Annotated in this window: 13 protein-coding genes and 1 pseudogene; 7 read left to right on the top strand and 7 right to left on the bottom strand. The window is 63.6% G+C overall.

Annotation, left to right across the window (positions count from 1 at the left end):
• Positions 1-76 precede the first annotated feature (76 nt).
• Genes LMH93_RS10855 through LMH93_RS10845 form a run of 3 tightly spaced genes read left to right on the top strand, consistent with a single transcriptional unit; the run spans position 77 to position 4,149 of the window.
• Positions 77-532 (top strand): (2Fe-2S)-binding protein, encoded by a 456-nt coding sequence (locus LMH93_RS10855; RefSeq protein ID WP_003256023.1) that lies wholly within the window; start codon positions 77-79, stop codon positions 530-532.
• Positions 532-2,787, top strand: a complete 2,256-nt coding sequence (locus tag LMH93_RS10850; RefSeq protein ID WP_230065143.1) for a xanthine dehydrogenase family protein molybdopterin-binding subunit — start codon at positions 532-534, stop codon at positions 2,785-2,787. The genes LMH93_RS10855 and LMH93_RS10850 overlap by 1 nt, the downstream gene beginning before the upstream one ends.
• 18 nt (positions 2,788-2,805) lie before the next feature.
• Positions 2,806-4,149, top strand: coding sequence for a c-type cytochrome (locus tag LMH93_RS10845; RefSeq protein ID WP_185279476.1), 1,344 nt, complete (start codon positions 2,806-2,808; stop codon positions 4,147-4,149).
• A gap of 69 nt (positions 4,150-4,218) precedes the next feature.
• Here LMH93_RS10845 and LMH93_RS10840 read toward each other — a convergent pair whose 3' ends face one another.
• From LMH93_RS10840 to LMH93_RS10825, 4 genes are all read right to left on the bottom strand, one after another.
• The gene (locus LMH93_RS10840; protein WP_003256028.1) at positions 4,219-5,007 is read right to left on the bottom strand and encodes a substrate-binding periplasmic protein; all 789 of its coding nucleotides are present in this window, start codon (positions 5,005-5,007) and stop codon (positions 4,219-4,221) included.
• A gap of 207 nt (positions 5,008-5,214) precedes the next feature.
• Positions 5,215-5,856: a LysE family translocator gene (locus LMH93_RS10835; RefSeq protein WP_019751104.1), complete on the bottom strand. Its 642-nt coding sequence runs from the start codon at positions 5,854-5,856 to the stop codon at positions 5,215-5,217.
• A 49-nt stretch (positions 5,857-5,905) separates the two neighbouring features.
• Positions 5,906-6,106, bottom strand: a complete 201-nt coding sequence (locus LMH93_RS10830) for a DUF1289 domain-containing protein (protein WP_185279478.1) — start codon at positions 6,104-6,106, stop codon at positions 5,906-5,908.
• Between the two features lie 8 nt (positions 6,107-6,114).
• Entirely contained in the window at positions 6,115-6,432 is a 318-nt protein-coding gene (locus tag LMH93_RS10825; RefSeq protein WP_019751103.1) for a hypothetical protein, read from the bottom strand.
• Between the two features lie 315 nt (positions 6,433-6,747).
• Between LMH93_RS10825 and LMH93_RS10820 the strand changes: the two genes are divergently transcribed.
• A complete protein-coding gene (locus LMH93_RS10820) occupies positions 6,748-8,493 on the top strand; it encodes a BCCT family transporter (RefSeq protein ID WP_003256034.1) in 1,746 nt (581 codons plus the stop codon).
• Between the two features lie 80 nt (positions 8,494-8,573).
• Here LMH93_RS10820 and LMH93_RS10815 read toward each other — a convergent pair whose 3' ends face one another.
• Complete coding sequence (locus LMH93_RS10815) at positions 8,574-9,053, bottom strand: VOC family protein (RefSeq protein ID WP_003256035.1); 480 nt, start codon at positions 9,051-9,053, stop codon at positions 8,574-8,576.
• Between the two features lie 185 nt (positions 9,054-9,238).
• Positions 9,239-10,581: pseudogene (locus LMH93_RS10810) on the bottom strand (OprD family porin).
• 271 nt (positions 10,582-10,852) lie between these two features.
• Here LMH93_RS10810 and LMH93_RS10805 point away from each other — a divergent pair.
• Entirely contained in the window at positions 10,853-11,503 is a 651-nt protein-coding gene (locus tag LMH93_RS10805; protein ID WP_010954473.1) for a TIGR04211 family SH3 domain-containing protein, read from the top strand.
• A 66-nt stretch (positions 11,504-11,569) separates the two neighbouring features.
• On the opposite strand, the gene LMH93_RS10800 is transcribed toward LMH93_RS10805, so the two are convergent.
• Positions 11,570-12,448, bottom strand: a complete 879-nt coding sequence (locus tag LMH93_RS10800; RefSeq protein WP_185279481.1) for a LysR family transcriptional regulator — start codon at positions 12,446-12,448, stop codon at positions 11,570-11,572.
• 156 nt (positions 12,449-12,604) lie between these two features.
• On the opposite strand from LMH93_RS10800, the gene argC reads away from it, so the two are divergent.
• Both argC and LMH93_RS10790 read left to right on the top strand, forming a co-directional pair.
• Positions 12,605-13,546 (top strand): N-acetyl-gamma-glutamyl-phosphate reductase, encoded by a 942-nt coding sequence (gene argC / locus LMH93_RS10795; RefSeq protein WP_070095795.1) that lies wholly within the window; start codon positions 12,605-12,607, stop codon positions 13,544-13,546.
• A gap of 76 nt (positions 13,547-13,622) precedes the next feature.
• A complete protein-coding gene (locus LMH93_RS10790; protein ID WP_230065142.1) occupies positions 13,623-14,309 on the top strand; it encodes a GNAT family N-acetyltransferase in 687 nt (228 codons plus the stop codon).
• The last annotated feature ends 98 nt before the right edge of the window (positions 14,310-14,407 follow it).

Genomic DNA, 14,407 nt, shown 5'->3' with positions numbered 1-14,407 from the left:
TTTCTGCACCGGGGGACAACGTATTCCCCATGCAGATAAAACACAGCGACAACAACCGTGACGGGCAGGTGAAACCATGGAACTACGCATCAACCAGAAGACCTATCAGGTCGAGGCGGACGCCGACACGCCCCTGCTGTGGGTAATCCGCGATGACCTGGGGCTGACCGGCACCAAGTATGGCTGCGGCTTGGCCCAGTGCGGCGCCTGTTCGGTGCTGGTGGACGGCAATGTGGTGCGCGCCTGCGTTACCCCGGTGGCCGGTGTGGTGGGGCGTGAGGTCACCACCATCGAGGCGATCGAAGCCGACCCCGTCGGCAAACGGGTGGTCGCCGCCTGGGTCGAGCACCAGGTGGCTCAATGCGGCTATTGCCAGTCTGGCCAGGTCATGGCAGCCACGGCGCTGCTCAAGCACACGCCCAAACCCAGCGATGCGCAGATCGATGCAGCCATGGTCAACCTGTGCCGTTGCGGCACCTACAACGCCATCCATGCCGCCGTGCATGACCTGGCCCAGGGGGAGCAAGCCTGATGAACACGCCAGTCGATACACCCGTCGAACTGCTCAGGCTGCAGCGGGGCGAAACGGTCAACCTGTCACGTCGGCGCTTTCTTGCCGGCACCGCAGTCGGTGCCCTGGTGCTAGGTTTCGGCCTGCCCATGGGCTCGGCCCGCGTGCAGGCAGCAGCCGCCGCTGCGGCAACTGCGGAACGCGGCACCCAGGTGCCTGCATTTCTGGAGATTCGCCCGGACGGCACGGTGCGCCTGCTGAGCCCCTTCATGGAGGGCGGGCAAGGCCCTTTCACCGCCATGGCGCAGATTGTGGGTGAAGAGCTGGATGTCGACCCGGCCCATTTCGTGGTCGATAGCGCACCACCGGGCGAAGCCTACGTGGTGATGGAGAACGGCATGCGCATCACCGGTGGCAGCATGTCGGTGCGCATGAGTTACCCCACCATGCGCCGTCTGGGCGCGCTCGCCCGGGGCATGCTGCTGCAGGCGGGCGCCGAACACCTGGGTGTACCGGTCGATGAGCTTTCTACCACACCGGGTAACGTAGTACATACCACGACCGGACGTTCCGTACCCTACGGTGAGCTGGCCGGTCGCGCCATGGACCTGCCGGTGCCCGACCCGGCCAGCGTCAAGCTGCGCGACCCCAGCCAGTTTCGCTGGATTGGAAAGCCCGTACGCCGCCTGGATGCCTACGACAAGTCCACCGGAAAGGCCCAGTACTGCATCGACATCAAAGTCGACGGCATGCTCCACGCGGCCGTGCAGCATGCGCCGCGCCTGGGCATGACGGTTGGCAGCCTGCGCAACGAAGACCAGGTCAAGGCCATGAAAGGCGTACATTCTGTGCATCAGCTGCCAGGCGCCGTGGCCGTGGTCGCCGAGCGCTGGTGGCACGCCAAGCGTGCAGTGGAGGCGATGCAGGTGGACTGGAAAGAACCGGCCGCCGACAGCAAAGTGCGCCCGATGCCGGCCGATTTTTCCAGCGACGCCTGGCGCGAACACCTCGCGACGGTGCAAGGGCCGTCCCGTGATGAAGAGAACGAAGGGGATATTGCCGGCGCCTTGGCCAACGCCAAGACCCAGGTCGAGGCCAGCTACCACAACCAGTACCTGAACCATGCCCAGCTGGAGCCACCGTCCGCCCTCGCCCGCTTCAACCCGGACGGCAGCCTCGACGTCTGGTTGCCCAACCAGGCCCCGGACATGTTCCGTGACGACATTGCCAGACGCACCGGCCTGGAGCCTGCACAAATCAACCTGCACTCGCCGCTGCTGGGCGGCTTCTTTGGCCGCCACTTCCTGTACGACTCTGCCAACCCCTACCCGCAGGCCATTGCCCTGGCCAAAGCGGTTGGCCGGCCGGTGAAGCTTATCTGGAGCCGCGAGGAGGAGTTTTTGCGCGATGTACTGCGCCCCGTCGCAGTGGTGAAGTTCCGCGCCGGGCTGGACGCAGACGGTATGCCAGTGGCGCTCGAAGCGGTAAGCGCCACCGAGGGCCCAACCGAGGCCCTTGCTGGAAAACAAGGGGAGAAGATCGACCCGACCGCGCTTGAGGGGCTGTCAGGCAAGTCCTACGCCATCGCCAACAAGCGCATTGCCCAGATCTATGTCAAAGGCCCGGCCATGCTCGGTTACTGGCGCTCGGTAGGTAACTCGCTGAACGACTTCTTCTACGAATCATTCCTGGACGAACTGGCTGACAGAGGTGGCAAGGACCCGTTTGAACTGCGCCTGCACCTGCTGCGCGACAACCCGAGACTGACCAACCTGCTGAACGCAGTGGCCGACTTGTCCGGCGGCTGGAAGCGCGGACCGTTCACCGCCGAGGACGGCAGCAAGCGCGCACGCGGCGTGGCCATGGCCTCACCGTTCGGCTCGGAGGCTGCGGTCATTGCCGAGGTTTCCATCGACAACGGCCAGGTCAGGGTGCACGACATCTGGCAAGCCATCGACCCAGGCAGCATCGTCAACCCGGCGATCATCGAGCATCAGGTCAACGGCGCCGTCGCCCTGGGCCTGTCGCAGACGCTGGTGGAAGAAGCGGTGTACGTGGATGGCAAGCCGCGCGCACGCAATTATGACCTGTACCCGATCCTGCCGCCTTCGCGCATGGCCCGGGTGCATGTGCGCATCATCGAAAGCGGGGCGAAGATGGGCGGCATCGGCGAACCACCGCTGCCCGCCGTGGCCCCGGCCGTGGCCAATGCGGTCGCGCAGCTCACTGGCCAGCGCGTGCGCAGTTTGCCATTGAGCCGCCACACCTTCAGCTGATCGCACAAGGGACGCCTCATGACCCATCGTTTCGCAAGAACCGCTGGCTGGCTGGCGCTGCCGTGCCTGGTCGCGGTGGGCCTGCTGGCCTGGTATGTCACCCGTGAACCCACATCGCCGTTTGCCGATGCACAGGCCACTGCTGCCGACCCGGCGCTGGTCAGCCGAGGCGAATACGTAGCCCGGCTCAGTGACTGCGTGGCCTGCCATAGCCTGCCGGATGGCAAACCGTTCGCCGGCGGGCTGGAAATGGCCACCCCGCTGGGGGCAATCCACGCCACCAACATCACCCCCGACCGCGACAGCGGTATCGGTAACTATACCCTGGCTGACTTCGACCGCGCCGTGCGCCAGGGTGTCGCGCCGGGTGGCCGACGCCTGTACCCGGCTATGCCTTACCCGTCCTACGCCAAGCTCAGCGATGATGATGTCAAGGCGCTGTATGCATTCTTCATGCACGGCGTGCAACCGGCGCGGCAGGCCAACCTGGCCAGCGACATCCCCTGGCCGCTGAACCTGCGCTGGCCCATCGCCTTATGGAACGGCCTGTTCGCCGCCACCACACCATACACCGCCAAGGCCGGGCAGGATGCACAGTGGAACCGTGGCGCCTATATCGTCCAGGGCCCCGGACACTGCGGCAGTTGCCATACGCCACGCGGCCTGGCCTTCAATGAAAAGGCGCTGGATGACAGCGGCAAGCCGTTCCTGTCCGGCGCACTGCTCGACGGCTGGTATGCACCCAGCCTGCGTGCCGACCACAACACCGGGCTGGGGCGCTGGAGCGAGGCCGAGATCGCGCAGTTCCTGAAGACCGGGCGCAACCGGCATGCAGTGGTATATGGTTCGATGACCGAGGCGTTCAACAACTCCACGCAATTCATGCGTGACGACGACCTGGCCGCCATCGCCCATTACCTGAAGTCGCTGCCCGGCGACCCTCAACGTGACGGAGCACCCTGGCAATACCAGGCCGAATCGCTAGCCACACGGCCGGACAGCCCAGGAGCGCGCACCTACGTGACACGCTGTGCGTCATGCCACGGTCTGGACGGCAAGGGCCAGGCCGAATGGATGCCGCCCTTGGCAGGGGCAACCTCGGCACTGGCCAAGGAGAGCGCCTCGGCAATCAATATCACGCTCAATGGTTCGCAGCGGGTGGTGGCTGCAGGGGTGCCGGACGCCTATCGCATGCCGGCTTTGCGCGAACAGCTGAGTGATCAGGAGATTGCCGACGTGCTCAGCTTTGTGCGTACGGCCTGGGGCAACCAGGGTGGTGCGGTGGATGCGCAGGCGGTAGGCAAGCTGCGTGGGCATACCGACCCGGCCAGCAGCAGTCCTATCATCTTGCATATGCGTTGAATTGGAGTGGCACATGTACCGACGCGAGGCTGCCCCCAACAAAGACCGCGCAGCACATGAGCCACTCTGTCACTGCCACCGCTCCAGATTCTGTTTCAACCACTGTTCGGGCAAGGCCCCGCCAACGATCTTCGCCATCTCCCGCGCCAGCGCCTCACGCAGCGGTGGCCGGTTGCAGGGCGACTCACGTGAGATTGCCAGGTACAACCCTTCGCTGGACACCGGTGGCTGCAACACCTGCACAGTGGCTGCGATGCCCAATGTGCGTGCCAGCGCCATGCCAGGATACTGCTCGTACACCACATAATCGCTGCGCTTGTGCATCAGCTTCTCGAACGCCTGCCTGGCACTGGGCACCGCTTCGAGGGTGAGATTGGCCTGGGCGTATTCATCGAACTGCTGGCCGTGGCTGTTGTTGACCAGAGTGCCACCCTTGCGGCCTTTGAGGTCGGCCCATTGCTGGTAGGCAAAAGCATTGTCCTGGCGCACCCAGATGACGCTGGGGGTGCGCAAAAATGGCGGGGCGATGAAGTCCACATGCTGCCGGCGCGCCTCGGTCAGGAAATACCCGGCCATCAAGTCGATCCGCCCAGTGCGCACGGCTTCCTGGGCTCGCGACCACGGCCCGGCGTAAACCACCTCTATGTCCAGCCCCAACTGCTTGCCCACGTATTTGAGCAGGTCGGCATTGGCACCGATCAATCGTTGAGGGTTTAGCGGGTCGCGCCACAGGTAGGGGGGGTATTCCGGGTTACCTGTGGCGGTCAGCCGTAAGCATGCATCATCCGCCACCGCAGCCAGGGGCAGCAGTGACAGGCACACCAGGAGCAAGACGTGGCGAAAGCAACGCTCGATCATCTACGACCCTCGGCACATGAAACACCCGGCGACCCGGCGTGATAGCCAAAGGCTGCCACCCACTGTGGTCGCCTGCAGCTATCATCTGCGCGCTGTGGACAGTCTGGACCATCAGCAACCCGCAGACGAGCCTTTCATCGTCCAGTTGAAAAATCTGCCGAAGGACAGACAGTAAGGGCCTGCACGGCAGGCGACAACGTGGGTTTTTCAGGCACCCTGCCGTCGCATCGCCAGGATCGCCGCGCCGAAACCGATGAAGGTGGTGCCCACCACCCGGTTCACCCAGCGCGACAGCGACGGCCGGGTCAACACCCCTTTGGCCCGCGCAGCCAGGGCGGCATACGCGCTCAGCGAAGTGAGCGACAAGGCCACGAAAATCCCGGTCAAGGTCAGGAACTGCGGCAACAGCGCAGCGCCCTGGTCGATGAACTGCGGGAACAGCGCAGTAAAGAACATGGTCGCCTTGGGGTTGGTGACTGCAGTGAGGAAGGCCGATTTGAACAGTTTCAGCGGCGTGGGTCGCACCTTGGCCGCACGCTCTGCGGCCCCCTGCTCCAGCATCGGGCTCTTCTTCAGCAGTTGTCGCGCGCCCAGGTAGAACAGGTAGCCCGCGCCCAGTATCTTCACGGCATTGAACAGTACTTCAGAACTGGCCAGCAGTGCGCCTAGCCCCAGCATGGCCGCAGCCGACAAACAGAACAGGCCCGTGCCATTGCCCAGCGACGACCAGATCGCGCTGCGCTGGCCATGGGCAAGGCTGTTGTTGATAGCCATCAAGGTGGCAGGGCCGGGGCTGGCGATCGCGATGGCGGCGACCAGGGTGAACGCGAACAGCGAGTGAGAATCCATTTCAGGCTCGACAGACAATCAGGAAAGGCTGCGTGAATTGCACGCAGGTTCAGCTGGCATTCTGCCGCTTGGCCGCCTTTTTGGCGATAGCCTTCATTCGCGTCGCCGCCCGCTGCACAGTGGCCATTTTCTCGGGCCGCTTCATGCCCCGCCACTTGCGGATTTCTTCACGGGTACGGCCGCAGCTCACGCACAGTTCGCTGTTGAGCTGGCATAACGAGACGCAGGGGTTGTCGACGTCTTTGGCCATGCCACTGCTCAGCCAGGCAGCTCTGCTCGCGCACGTTCGCCTGCGCTGTGGAACACATGGCGCACTTCCTCGGCCTTGACCTTGGTTACCGACCTGGCTGCCAGCAACTCTTCGACTACGCGCAAGCCCTGCTCGAGGGCTGTGGCCAGTTGCTCGGCGTCGGAGGCGTCAGCGATATCACCTAGATAGGGAGCGATGAGATACACGTAACGGTCCTGCAGCTTGAGCGCTTCCAGCGCGTCGAGGGCTTTCTGGAACCGATCGGCAGCGGCAGGGCTCATGCTCAATTTATCGAAATGAATCAGGCTCACACGGTCAGTGGCCATTATGACGAATCTCCGTTTCCTGGTGCGGCCAGGCCCACAAGCAGCAGCGCTTCTACGATGCTCGTATGTGCGGGCCCGGGTTATGCCCATCAGGGTACCAGAAGCCGAGGCAGAAAGGGCCACTGCCCCCAGAACTAAAAGTATTTGCCAAGTCGCGTAATGGACGCCCCAGGACGTTATGGGGACATGAGCCGCCATTTGCTGCGCAGGATAATCCCGCCAGCAATCCACCCCGCCGAGGCTGTCATCGCGCTCGGCAGCCCACACAACAACAAGCCTGCGCGCTCAGGCAGACACAATGGGGCCTCATCATACATGGCAAAGGAACACATCCCCGAAACACTCGATCTTGGCGTCACAGACCCCTCGAAAACCGCAGAAGCCCGCCAGGACCGGCATTTCGAGGGTAAGCTTGACTGGATTGTCTTTGGTTTCACCAGCCTTCTGGCCATCGCCTTCGTGCTCTGGGGCTTCCTCAACCAGGTCAGCCTGGCCAGCAGCGCCTCCAGCGCGCAATCCTGGGTCATTCTCAATTTCGGCTGGTTCTTCGTACTCACCTCCTCCCTGTTCGTGGTGTTCGTGCTGTGGCTGGCCGCCAGCCGTTACGGGCGAGTGCCGCTGGGCCGTGATGGCGAACAGCCAGAATTTCGCACGGTGTCCTGGGTAGCAATGATGTTCAGCGCCGGTATGGGCATCGGCCTGATGTTCTTCGGCGTGGCCGAGCCGCTGTCGCACTACATATCGCCGCCGCCCGGCTCGGCCAGCGGGCAGACCAGCGAAGCGATGCAGGTGGCAATGGCCACCACCTTGTTCCACTGGACCCTGCACCCTTGGGCCATGTACGCCATCGTCGGCCTGGTAATCGCCTACGGCACCTTCCGCCGTGGCCGCTCGCAGCTGATTTCCGCCGCCTTCCGACCCCTGATCGGCAAGCACGCAAACGGCCCTCTCGGCCGCCTGATCGACATGATGGCAATCTTCGCCACGCTATTCGGCTCGGCCGCCTCGCTGGGCCTTGGGGCGCTGCAGATTGCCGGCGGCCTGGAATACAACGGCTGGATCGAAAGCCCCGGTAAACTGTTCTACATCTCGATCATCACCCTGCTGACCATTGCCTTCGTAACCTCGGCGGTGTCGGGCATCGGCAAGGGTATCCAGTGGCTGTCCAACACCAACATGGTGCTGGCACTGGTGCTGGCGGTGTTCGTGTTCATGGTCGGGCCGACGCTGCTGATGCTCAACCTGCTGCCGACCTCACTCGGCATCTACATCAAGATGCTGCCGGAAATGATGGCCCGCACCAACGCCAGCGGCGGCGAGCAGATGAACAGCTGGCTGGCCGGCTGGACCGTGTTCTACTGGGCCTGGTGGATCTCCTGGACGCCTTTCGTGGGCATGTTCATCGCCCGCATCAGCCGCGGTCGCACCATTCGACAGTTCGTTACCGGGGTGCTGCTGGTGCCAAGCCTGGTCAGCCTGGTGTGGTTCACCATCTTCGGTGGCGCCGCCATCGAGGCCGTGCGCGAGGGCGCCTTCCAGCTGGCCAACGGGGCGGTCAACAGTAATCACGCGCTGTACCAGTTGCTGGACAGCTACCCGCTGGCCTCGGCAACCTCGGTGCTGGTGATGATCCTGGTGGGCATCTTTTTTGTTTCGGGCGCCGACGCCGCTTCGCTGGTGATGGGCACGCTGTCGGAACACGGCACCACCGCGCCATCGCGACGCACAGTGATTTTCTGGGGGACGCTGACTGGTACGGTGGCGGCGATCATGCTGGCGATCGGCGACCCAGGCAACCCTGGCGAGGCGCTGACCGGGCTGCAGAACCTGACCATCGTCGTGGCCTTGCCATTCGTGGTGGTGATGGTGCTGCTATGCCTGGCGCTGTACCGCGACCTGCGCAAGGACCCGATGATGCTGCGCCACCTGCGCGGCAACGAGCTGATCGAGAAGGCCGTACTGTATGGGGCGGTGAAGCATGGGGAGGAGTTCTACATTGTGGTGCAGGAGAAGAAGGCATCGGCCAAGACAGCGGCAGAGGCCGAAGTAACCAGCAACTGACGGCGCCAACCCGAAAACCACGGGCTGCCACGCAGCCCGTTCGCGATTCGAGGCCGCGCCTGCTGAAACACAGACCCGCTTCAACCTTTCAACGCCGCCGCTATCTTCGCCACATCAATCTTGCCCATCTGCATCATGGCCTCGAACGCACGCTTGGCCGCCGCACGGTCGGGGTGGCCGATGGCTTCGATGAGGATGCGTGGAGTGATCTGCCACGAAATCCCCCATTTGTCCTTGCACCAGCCGCAAACGCTGGCCTCGCCGTCGTTGCCGACAATGGCCTCCCACAAGCGGTCGGTCTCTGCCTGGTCCACGGTACTGACCTGGAACGAAAATGCCTCACAGTGCTTGAAGGCCGATCCACCATTGAGCCCCACGCACGGGATACCCATTACCGTGAATTCCACGGTGATCACATCGCCCTGCTTGCCTGAAGGGTAATCGGCGGGTGCCTGGTGCACAGCGACCACCCGGCTATCGGGGAAAGTTCGGGCATAGAAGTTCGCCGCCTCTTCGGCAGCGTGGTCATACCACAGGCAGACGGTGTTCTTGGCAGTCATGGTCTTGCTCCACGATCGAAGGTGAGCCTTGAGTCTAGCCCCATAGCCCCGGCGTACCGGTAGCACCTGAAAACCTGATGCAAATGCAGGTTTGATAGGCGATCAAGCCGATAAAAAAAGCGCCCCAAGCGGAGCGCCAGAAAATCCACCCAAACCAAAGGAGCAACAAGGTTGCCAAGGTGGAATCACAGAATCGACAACGGGTACTCCACGATCAGCCGCACTTCGTCCAGGTCCGACTCGAACGCCGTGGCCCGGGTGGTGGCCTGGCGAACCCGCAACGACAGGTCCTTGGCCGCGCCCGTCTGCACCACATACTTCACCTCGATGTCACGCTCCCAGCGTTTCTGGTCGGTCAGCGGGTTGCCCGCAACGTCACGGCGCATGTAGGTGGCGTTGGCATTGGAGTAGTCAGCATCGGTACCCTTGCCGTAGCGTGTCATGAACGACAACCCGGGTACGCCGTAGGCAGCCATGTTCAGGTCATAACGCAGCATCCACGAACGCTCCTTGGGCGCGTTGAAGTCGCTGTACTGGATGGAGTTGTCGAGGAAGATCGAGTCGGACTGACGCAGGTAGTCGAAGTCGTCGTCTCCGTTGTTGCGCTGGTGCGTCAGGGCCAGGGTGTGAGCACCAAAGCGCACACCCAGCTTGGCGCTCCAGATGTCGTTGTCAAAGGCGCCCAGGCGCTGCTGCCCTTCATCCACAGCCTTGTAATAGTTGAAACCGCCAATCAGCGCCAGCGCCTCGCTCAGTGGCCAGCTCAGGCTGGTGCCGGCGTAGTACTGGTTCCACGCGTCCTTGAGCCGGCTACTGAACAGGCTGACGCTGACATGCTCATTGAGCCTGTAATCCCCCCCACCATAGGCGATCCAGGGCGAATCGACCGGGCCGCCATAGAAGGTCACGAAGTTCTCCCGCAGGTCGCTGGACATCGGCTGGCTCATGGCATGCAGACGCCCGGCTTGCAGGGTAAGGTCCTTGATGCTGGTGTTCTCCAGGGTCACCCCACGGAAGCTTTCCGGCAGCAGCCGCGAGTCGCCAGCCGCCACCACCGGGTTGGCCGGGAACACATCCCCCACCTTCAGTACCGTGTCGAACAGTCGTAGCTTGGCCGCGCCCCCACCTTGGTGTATTCGTCACGTGCCTGGCCGTCGCGGTCAACCGGCAATACGTCGAAAGAACTGCGCCCGCCGTTGCGGCCGCCGCCAGTGTCGAGCTTGAGGCCAAGCATGGCAAACGCATCCAGGCCAACACCTACGGTGCCCTGGGTGAAGCCCGACTCGAATCGGGTAATCACGGCATGCCCCCAGGCCTCGGAGTAGCCGTTGTCAGGTTGTTTGCTCGGGTTGTGTGTGGGGGCCACAGAATCGCGATTATCGCGGTTGAAGTAGAAGTTGCGGTTAAGCACGCTGAGGGTGCTGCCCTCCATGAAGCCGTCCGCACTTTTTTCTGCAGCAACAACCTGGCTGCCAACGCCGGCCAGCGCCAGGCAAGCAGCCAGTGTCAGGGGTGATCTGCACGTCATCCGATGCTCCTTGAACGTCGCATTTGTTGTTATGTCGGCGGGCCAAGATTGACGGCCGGCAGATAACGCCAAGGTGATCGGCGCATTACAATTGCGTCATCGGCAACGCAGCGCTCTGGGGCGGGCACTGCAACATTCTGCAGACATTTCCGACACTAGGCAGTGAACCTGCTGACAAAAAAACGGTCTTTCGCTGACGGTCAACTCACCGACCGGTTCATCGGCCCAGTCACCGGGCCTACTTTTTGTCCTGTTTCAGCGAAGACCCAACATGCCCGATTCCCGCCCAAATGCTTCCGCCCTCCCTGCCCTGCGCATCGGCCTGATTGCCGCCCTGGTGGGCCTGGCCGCCCCCGTGCACGCCGAAGAGCCTGCCAGCGACGCACGCTGGGTCAGTGACAGCCTGAGCACCTACGTGCGCAGCGGCCCGACCGACGGGCACCGCATTGTCGGCACGCTCAAGTCCGGGCAGAAGCTGACCCTGCTCGGCAGCCAGGGCAATTACAGCCAGGTGCGCGGGCAGAACGGCGATGTGGTGTGGATCCTCAGCAACGACCTGCAGGCAGTGCCCGGGCAGAACGAGCGCCTGCCGTTGCTCGATGCCCAGGTCACCGAACTGACCGGGCAGTTGAAGACCATCGACGACAGCTGGAAGAACCGCGTACAGGGCATGCAGGAAACGCTTGATTCGCGCAAGCAGCTGATTGACGAGTTGGAGGCACGCAACAAGGCACTGAACGAGCAGCTCGATCAGAGCCAGTCGGACCTGCGCGATACCCAGGCCCGCCTGGGGGATGAGAACAAGCAGGTGATGATGCGCTACATGGTGTATGGCGGCAGCATTGCCGGTGCAGGCTTGCTGGCGGGGCTGATCCTGCCGGCACTGACCCGTGGGCGCAAGAAGAACGATCGCTGGTTCTGAGTTTGGCAAGGCGTCGGGGCTGGAACGTGCGTACCTGCCACAGGTCTTGCCGCAGCGCAATCGCCCCTACAGCAACCGCTCCAGCGCCTCCAGCACATACCCCGTGGCCCGCTCCACCTGCTCTTCCCGACAAGCAATACCCAGCTGCCGCCACAACCCCGGCCGCAGCGGTCGGCGGGCAATGCGCCGGTCCAGTTCGGTCGCCTCCCCCTCCTGCGGCAACAAGGTCGCTCCATACCCGGCGCCGACCAGGCTTTTGATCGCATCGTTGTAGTTCAGCTCGATCCGCGGTTCGGGGTACAACCCCGCCGCTGCAAACCACTCGCCGGTAACCCGCGACAGCTGGGTGGTGCTGTCGTTGAGAATCAACGCCCGTTGCGCCAGCCAGGCCGGGGTGATACTGGCCGGTGGCTGCCAGTCGGCCGGCACATACGCCAGGATCGGGTCGCGCCGCCAGGGGGTAACCGTCAGCCCTTTGCCGGCCACCTGCGGCAAGGCCACAAGGCCGATATCCAGTGTGCCCTCACGCAAGCGCGCGAGCGACGCCTGGGAGGTCAGCACCTGGACCTGCACATCGATCCCCGGGTGCTCCACACGCAGGCGCGCCAGCGCCTGCGGCAGCAAATGGGCGATGGCACCGGTGGAGGCGCCCAGCCGCACACGCCCGGTCAACCCTTCGACCTGCCGGCGTACTTCGTCCAGCGCCAAGTCAGCGTCCGCCAGCAGGCGTCGGGCACGCCCCAGCAGTGTTTCACCGATGACGGTAGGCCGCACCTGGCCGCGGGTGCGGGTGAGCAACGGGGCGCCGATACGCGCCTCCAACTCGGCCACGTGCAAGCTGATGGTGGGCGGCGCCAGGTTAAGCTGGCGGGCGGCCTCGGCAAAGGAGCCCAGGTCGGTGATGACCACCAATGTGCGGAGGCGGTCGAGGCTGATTTCGCGCATTGTTCAGAGCCGGCCCTTTTGCGGGTAAACCCACAGGTTCACCACGCGTTTCAAAACTCATTCAGAAAACCTGAATGTATCGATCATCATATTCAAATTTTCATTACCAACGCTACGGGCGAGCATAGGCTATCTTTCCCCAACCGGACCCCGAGCATGCACACCCCTGTTGTTTTCATCGACGGCGACCAAGGCACCACAGGCCTGCAGATCCATGCCCGCCTGCAGGGCCGTAGCGATCTTCGCCTGCTGACCCTCCCCGAGGCCGAGCGCAAGGACCCGCAACGCCGCCGCGAAGCGATCAACAGCGCCGACATCGCCCTGCTGTGCCTGCCCGACGACGCCGCCCGCGAGGCCGTGGCCGCAATCCACAACCCACAGGTGCGGGTGATCGACGCCAGCTCGGCGCACCGCACCACACCAGGCTGGGTGTATGGCCTGCCGGAGCTTGACGAACAGCAAGCCGAGCGCATCGCGCAAAGTACGCGTGTCAGCAATCCCGGCTGCTATCCCACCGGCGCCATCGCGCTGCTGCACCCACTGGTCAAGGCTGGCTTGCTGCCTGCGGACTACCCCCTGAACATCCACGCCGTGTCTGGCTACTCCGGCGGTGGTCGCGCGGCGGTCGAGCGGCACGAACAGCCCGGCGCCGCCAAAGCGCCGGCGCTACAGCTGTATGGCCTGGAGCTGGCGCACAAGCACGTACCGGAGATCCAGCAGCACGCGGGGTTGTCGGCGCGGCCGATGTTCATGCCCGGCTATGGCGCCTACCGCCAAGGCATCGTGCTGAGCATTCCGCTGCAGCTTCGCCTGCTGCCTGGACAGGTCAGCGCCGAGCAGCTGCAAGGCTGCCTGGAACGGCATTACCAGGGTGCCCGCCATGTTCAGGTGATGCCTCTGCATCAGGGCGGCGCTGCGGCAAACCTCGACCCCGAGGCATTGAACGGCAGCAATGACCTGCGCCTGGCGCTGTACGCCAACCCCGAGCATGGCCAGGTACTGCTCACCGCAGTGTTCGACAACCTGGGCAAAGGTGCCTCTGGTGCTGCCGTGCAAAACCTCGACCTGATGCTCGGTGCCTTACAGGCACACGGCTGATACGGCAAAAACGGTTAGACTGTACAACCCGCGCCAACACAGCGCGGGTCGTATTCTCATCCGCCGGAGCCCCCAGATGTTCATCCTGAGCCGCCTCGACAGCGTGCCGCCCGAATCTTTCCAGAACCAGATCCGCGAGCTGGTCATTCACAATGTTGGCGATTTGAGCAGTGTCGCCATCGCCGTCGACAACCCGCTGTACCCGCTGTACCAGTACGGCGTCGGCATGGAAGTCCACCAGTACCTGCAAGCGCTGGACGGCGCCCGCGGTCTGGCGGTGGCACTTACCTTGGCGCTGGATGCCGAAGCACCGGACCAGTTGCTGGGCTTTGCGCTGTCGCTGCCAGCCCAGGACGATGGGCGGGCCTGTGCATTGGCCTTTCTGGCCGTGTGCGCCAGCCATCGCCGCCAGGGCATCGCCCGTGCTCTGCTGGGCGACCTGCGGTCGCGCCATGCCTGCGTGGAGCTGAACGCCTTTGCCAACCAGGTGCCGTGGTTCGAGGCGATGGGCATGCAAGTGGTGGCCGCCAATGGACCGCAGGTGCTGATGAGCAGTACCGGCCAGCCCAGTGGTGCGCTGATCGGGCGCCTGGACATTGCGCCGATTTATCAGACGGCTGAAGTGCTGCAGATTCACACCTATCTGCTTAACCAGCAGGGTGAGGATGCAATGATCGAAGCGGAGCAGATGCGCGATGAGCGGCTGGATGAGCTGACCGCTCAGGCCCAGGAATGTGTGCGCCAGCGCAAGACCGTGCATTGATCCGATGGCCTGTTCGCGGGCTTGCCCGCGCCCACAGGAATACCGTAAGGCCCAAGGCCGGTGATGTACCTGTGGGAGCGGGCGAGCCCGCGAAGAAA

This window comes from Pseudomonas sp. CIP-10, assembly GCF_020911845.1.
Taxonomy (GTDB): domain Bacteria; phylum Pseudomonadota; class Gammaproteobacteria; order Pseudomonadales; family Pseudomonadaceae; genus Aquipseudomonas; species Aquipseudomonas alloputida.
The sequence above is the reverse complement of the archived record's forward strand: the minus strand, read 5'-3'. Positions and strand labels throughout refer to the sequence as shown.

What these genes read in the sequence shown, in the direction of transcription:
- LMH93_RS10855 (WP_003256023.1), top strand. Translation starts at nt 77, where the DNA reads ATGGAACTACGCATCAACCAGAAGACCTATCAGGTCGAGGCGGACGCC.
- LMH93_RS10850 (WP_230065143.1), top strand. Translation starts at nt 532, where the DNA reads ATGAACACGCCAGTCGATACACCCGTCGAACTGCTCAGGCTGCAGCGG.
- LMH93_RS10845 (WP_185279476.1), top strand. Translation starts at nt 2,806, where the DNA reads ATGACCCATCGTTTCGCAAGAACCGCTGGCTGGCTGGCGCTGCCGTGC.
- LMH93_RS10840 (WP_003256028.1), bottom strand. Translation starts at nt 5,007, where the DNA reads ATGATCGAGCGTTGCTTTCGCCACGTCTTGCTCCTGGTGTGCCTGTCA.
- LMH93_RS10835 (WP_019751104.1), bottom strand. Translation starts at nt 5,856, where the DNA reads ATGGATTCTCACTCGCTGTTCGCGTTCACCCTGGTCGCCGCCATCGCG.
- LMH93_RS10830 (WP_185279478.1), bottom strand. Translation starts at nt 6,106, where the DNA reads ATGGCCAAAGACGTCGACAACCCCTGCGTCTCGTTATGCCAGCTCAAC.
- LMH93_RS10825 (WP_019751103.1), bottom strand. Translation starts at nt 6,432, where the DNA reads ATGGCCACTGACCGTGTGAGCCTGATTCATTTCGATAAATTGAGCATG.
- LMH93_RS10820 (WP_003256034.1), top strand. Translation starts at nt 6,748, where the DNA reads ATGGCAAAGGAACACATCCCCGAAACACTCGATCTTGGCGTCACAGAC.
- LMH93_RS10815 (WP_003256035.1), bottom strand. Translation starts at nt 9,053, where the DNA reads ATGACTGCCAAGAACACCGTCTGCCTGTGGTATGACCACGCTGCCGAA.
- LMH93_RS10805 (WP_010954473.1), top strand. Translation starts at nt 10,853, where the DNA reads ATGCCCGATTCCCGCCCAAATGCTTCCGCCCTCCCTGCCCTGCGCATC.
- LMH93_RS10800 (WP_185279481.1), bottom strand. Translation starts at nt 12,448, where the DNA reads ATGCGCGAAATCAGCCTCGACCGCCTCCGCACATTGGTGGTCATCACC.
- argC (WP_070095795.1), top strand. Translation starts at nt 12,605, where the DNA reads ATGCACACCCCTGTTGTTTTCATCGACGGCGACCAAGGCACCACAGGC.
- LMH93_RS10790 (WP_230065142.1), top strand. Translation starts at nt 13,623, where the DNA reads ATGTTCATCCTGAGCCGCCTCGACAGCGTGCCGCCCGAATCTTTCCAG.